Genomic DNA, 3,878 nt, shown 5'->3' on the forward strand with positions numbered 1-3,878 from the left:
TTCATCTTCTACGCCACATACCTGTCGGAAAAGATCGGCTACGCCCGCTACATCACGATCTTCCGCCAGTTGGAGCGCCATCCCGACCGCCGCTTCCACCCCATCTTCAAGTTCTTCGAGAAGTGGTGCAACGACGAGTTCCGCCACGGCGAGGCCTTCGCCCTGCTGATGCGCGCCAATCCGGGCCTGCTGAGCGGCGGCAACAAGCTGTGGATACGCTTCTTCCTGCTGGCGGTCTACGCCACGATGTTCGTCCGCGACCACATGCGGCCGGAGTTCCACAAGGCGCTGGGCGTCGATCCGACCGACTACGACTACACGGTCTTCCGCATCACGTCGGAAATCTCGCGTCAGGTCTTCCCGCTGATGCTGGACATCGACAACCCGAAGTTCCGCGCCGGCCTGAACCGGCTGATGGAAATCTCCGACGGCCGCGCCGCCGCCCGCAAACAGGGCGGGGTCATGGGCAAGCTGAAGTGTGCAGCATTGGGCGTGGCAGGAGCCGCCACGTTCCTGCGTCTCTACATGCTGCCGGTCATTTCCAACGAGCTGCCGGACCGGGTTCGGCTGTCCCCGACCTGGTAGAAGCGGAGGATGCCGCCCGTGTCCGACCACATCATCCCGGTGCTCTACACCCTGTTCCTCTGGTGGTTCAGCACCGGGCTGATCGTCTGGCTGGACGGGCTGCCCCGGCGCACCTTCCGCTGGAGCCTGACGGGGGCGACCGTGCTGGCTATCCTCGGCCTCTACGGTCTGGCGGCCAGCGCGCAGGACGCCAGCGTTTCGGGCGCCTTCACCGCGTTTACCTGCGGGTTGATCGTCTGGGGCTGGAACGAGATCAGCTTCCTGATGGCCTTCGTCACCGGTCCAAGGCGTGAAGCGACCCCGCCGGGAAGCACCGGCTGGCTGCGGCTGCGCCACGCGGTCGAGGCCATCGCCTACCATGAACTTGCCATCGCGGCATCGGCCGCCCTGGTCGTGGCCCTGACCTGGGACGCACCCAACCAGATCGGCACCTGGACCTTCATGGTGCTCTGGGCCATGCGGGTCAGCGCCAAGCTGAACGTGTTCCTGGGCGTTCCCAACCTGGGCAGCGAGTTCCTGCCCGACCACCTGAAATACCTGGAAAGCTTCTTCCGCAAGCGTTCGATGAACTGCCTGTTCCCGGTCTCCGTCACGCTGTCCACGATAGCCGCGATCCTGCTGGTGCAGGCGGCGGGCGCTCCCGGCAACAGCGGCTTCGAGACGGCGGGCTTCACCTTCCTGGCGACCCTGGTGGCATTGGCCCTGCTGGAGCACTGGCTGCTGGTGCTGCCCCTGCCGGCGGCCGCCCTGTGGAACTGGTACCTCAACCGCCGCGCCGACAATCTCACCGACAGCGGCCTGACCACGCTGCCGCTTAGCCAAGCGGTTCCCACCCAACGGAGGCAATGATGGACTTCAATACTTTCTTCCGCGACCAGCTCGACAGCCTCCGCAACGAAGGGCGCTACCGCATCTTCGCGGAACTGGAACGTCAGGCCGGCAACTTCCCGCGCGCCGGACACTATGTCGACGGTGAACGTTCCGGCACCGTGACGATCTGGTGCTCCAACGACTATCTCGGCATGGGTCAGCATCCCGCCGTGATGGCAGCGATGCACGAGGCGATCGACCGTTGCGGCGCCGGGGCCGGCGGCACCCGCAACATCTCCGGCACGACCCACTATCACGTGCTGCTGGAACAGGAGCTGGCCGACCTCCATGGCAAGGAATCGGCCCTGCTGTTCACGTCGGGCTATGTTTCCAACTGGGCGGCGCTGGGCACGCTGGCGTCGAAGATCCCCGACTGCGTCGTGCTGTCCGATGCCGGCAACCATGCCTCGATGATCGAGGGCATCCGCCACAGCCGGGCCGAGCGCCACATCTTCGCCCATAACGACCCGGAAGACCTCGACCGCAAGCTGTCGGCCCTGGACCCCCGGCTGCCCAAGCTGGTCGCGTTCGAATCCGTCTATTCCATGGACGGTGACATCTCGCCCATCGCGGAGATCTGCGACGTGGCCGAAGCCCATGGCGCGATGACCTATCTGGACGAGGTCCACGCGGTCGGCCTCTACGGACCGCGCGGCGGCGGCATCGCCGAGCGCCAGGGCCTGATGGACCGGCTGACCGTGATCGAAGGAACGCTGGGCAAGGCGTTCGGCGTCGTCGGCGGCTATATCGCGGCGTCCACCGATCTCTGCGACTTCGTCCGCAGCTTCGCGTCCGGCTTCATCTTCACGACATCGCTGCCGCCCGCCGTCACGGCCGGGGCGCTGGCGAGCATCCGGCACCTGAAGGCCAGCACGGCCGAGCGCCTGCGCCATCAGGACCGGGTCGCCGTCGTGCGCCGCCGGCTGGAAGCCGCCGGGATTCCCATGCTCGACAACCCCAGCCATATCGTGCCGGTGATGGTCCGCGATCCCGTGCTGTGCAAGGAGATCAGCGACCGGCTGCTCGACCATTACGGCATCTACGTTCAGCCGATCAACTACCCGACGGTGGCACGACGGACCGAGCGTCTTCGCATCACCCCCTCCCCCCTTCACACCGATGCCGACATCGATCATCTCGTGAATGCCCTTACGGAGATCTGGGCGGAGATAGGCCTGAAGCGCGCAGCCTGAGCAAAGGAGAAACGTTGTTGGGCCGTGGCCCAACAACGTTCTACGGCTAACGCGCAAGTTCTCTCCCGCGCAATCTTCATACCTTCCAGTAATGAGTATTCGGTAAGTCCGACGGAATCCACCCGTCTAAGACCAAAGCTCTTAATCAACAAATGCAGTAAGAAAAATTCTTCCTCGAAATCCCAAGCCTTTTCCCTCTGAAGGTAAAATACGCATCTTATTTTAAAATAATACAGTCGCTCCCCAGACCGCTCCAAAAAACCTAATCTGGGGAGAGTGCAGTGATCAGCCCTCGCACGGGAGTTGCGACCGCAACTATACTTTTGCTCGCCGGATGCGGCGGTGGTGGCGGCGGCCCGCCTCCCACGACTTCGAACGCCCCGCCCGCATCTGCGGCGCCGGCCGACCCTACTGCCGCTTTCGATACCGCCGAGTACCGGCTGAACGCCGGGCTGAAGCAGATCAACGCCAGTTCCGCCTATGCCAAAGGTTTCGATGGAACGGGGCAGACCGTCGCCGTCATCGACAGCGGCATCAACACGACCCTGGCGGAGTTCTCGGGCGCCATCCACCCCGCTTCGACCGACATCATCACGGAACGCGCCGGGCAGGCGGTGACCGACCTGGACGGCCACGGCACCGCCGTTTCCTCCGTCATCGCCGCGCGGAAGAACGGCGTCCAGACGCACGGCGTCGCCTATAACGCCCGCATCATGGCGATCCGGACCGACGCCTATACCGCTACCGCCGGCAAGTCGTCGGGAGAGTTCTTCACGGAGGACATCGCCAGGGCGACGACCTATGCCGTGACCAACGGCGCCGGCATCATCAACTATTCGCTGGGCGGCGAAGGCGTGATGCCGCTCAACCTCGCGGCTGCGCTGAGCGAGGCGGCATCCCGCGACGTGATCCTGGTGGCGTCCGCCGGCAACAACGGCAAGGATACCGTCACCAACCTGATCGCGATGTGGGTCACCAGCACCGATGCGACCGGCCACGGCATCGCGGTCGGCTCGGTCAACTCCGCCAACCAGATCTCCAGCTTTTCCAACAAAGCCGGAAGCTCCGCCAACTTCTATGTCGTAGCGCCGGGCGAGGCGATCCGGGCGGTGAACAATGCCGGCGACGCCATGACGGGGACCGGCACGTCGATGGCGACCCCGCATGTCTCGGGGGCGGCCGCCCTGCTGAAGCAGGCCTTCCCGAACCTGACCGGCGCCCAGATCGTCG

Annotated in this window: 4 protein-coding genes; all 4 read left to right on the plus strand. The window is 64.7% G+C overall.

The window, feature by feature from the left end:
- A partial coding sequence (gene acsF / locus AC5JJ6_RS39355) for a magnesium-protoporphyrin IX monomethyl ester (oxidative) cyclase (RefSeq protein WP_496047262.1) occupies positions 1 to 585 on the plus strand: 585 nt, incomplete at its 5' end.
- A gap of 18 nt (positions 586 to 603) precedes the next feature.
- Positions 604 to 1,434, plus strand: a complete 831-nt coding sequence (puhE, locus tag AC5JJ6_RS39360) for a putative photosynthetic complex assembly protein PuhE (protein WP_496047263.1) — start codon at positions 604 to 606, stop codon at positions 1,432 to 1,434.
- The gene (gene hemA / locus AC5JJ6_RS39365; RefSeq protein WP_496047264.1) at positions 1,434 to 2,648 is read left to right on the plus strand and encodes a 5-aminolevulinate synthase; all 1,215 of its coding nucleotides are present in this window, start codon (positions 1,434 to 1,436) and stop codon (positions 2,646 to 2,648) included. The genes puhE and hemA overlap by 1 nt, the downstream gene beginning before the upstream one ends.
- 281 nt (positions 2,649 to 2,929) lie before the next feature.
- The coding region (locus AC5JJ6_RS39370; RefSeq protein ID WP_496047265.1) for a S8 family peptidase at positions 2,930 to 3,878 on the plus strand (949 nt) is incomplete at its 3' end.

The sequence above is a fragment of the Skermanella sp. genome (assembly GCF_059503625.1).